At 75.2% G+C, this 811-nt stretch carries 2 protein-coding genes; both read left to right on the top strand.

The window, feature by feature from the left end; genetic code table 11:
* Positions 1-212, top strand: a 212-nt coding sequence (locus tag AC27KI_RS26235) for a methylated-DNA--[protein]-cysteine S-methyltransferase (protein ID WP_487116786.1), incomplete at its 5' end; no start/stop codon positions are given.
* Positions 209-811 (top strand): DMT family transporter (locus AC27KI_RS26230; RefSeq protein WP_487116784.1); only part of this gene is annotated, 603 nt, incomplete at its 3' end. The genes AC27KI_RS26235 and AC27KI_RS26230, both read left to right, overlap by 4 nt.

Below are 811 nucleotides of genomic sequence, written 5' to 3'. Positions count from 1 at the left end.
GCCGCAACCCGGTGAGCGTGATCGTGCCGTGCCACCGCGTGGTGGGCTCGGCGGGCAGCCTGACGGGCTATGCCGGCGGATTGCCGCGCAAGGCCTGGCTGCTGCGGCACGAAGGCGCGGTGCCGGCTGGCAGCGGGGCGCACAACGACCGACCGGGCACGCTGCCGCTCTTTGCCGGCGAAGCACCTGCCGCCGCTGGGGCCACGGCATGAGCGCGCGGGCGGCCGCGCGCCGGGTGCCGTGGGCGCAGCACCCAGGGCGTGGCTGGGCGGAGTTCATCGTGCTGTCGGCGCTTTGGGGCGCCTTGTTCCTGTTCATGCGGCTGGGCGCGGCGGAGTTCGGCGCGCTGCCCGCCGCCGGCCTGCGCGTGGGCCTGGCCACGCTCTTCCTTTGGCCGATCCTGCTGCGCCAGGGGCAGTGGCCGGCGCTGCGCCAGCACTGGCGGCCGATCATGCTGGCCGGGCTGATCAACTCCGCCATTCCGTTCGCGCTGTTCGCCTGGGCGGTGATGCACCTGGCGACCGGGCTCACGTCCATCCTGAACGCGACGGTGCCGCTCTTCGGTGCGCTGGTGGCCTGGGTGTGGCTGGGCGACCGCATCACGCGGCTGCGCTGGCTTGGGCTGGCGCTGGGGTTCATCGGCGTGGCGCTGCTGGCCTGGCGGGCGCCGGCGGGCGTGGGCCTGAAGACGGGGCACGCCGGCTGGGCGCTCGGGGCCTGCCTGCTGGCCTCGTCGTGCTACGCGGTGGCCGCGAGCTTCGCGCGCCGCTACCTCACGGGCATTCCGCCGCTGGCCACGGCCACGGGGCAG

Source organism: Acidovorax sp. KPB24-03, from assembly GCF_057546605.1.
Note: the sequence above shows the minus strand (reverse complement) of the source record. Positions and strands in the feature narration are given on the sequence as shown.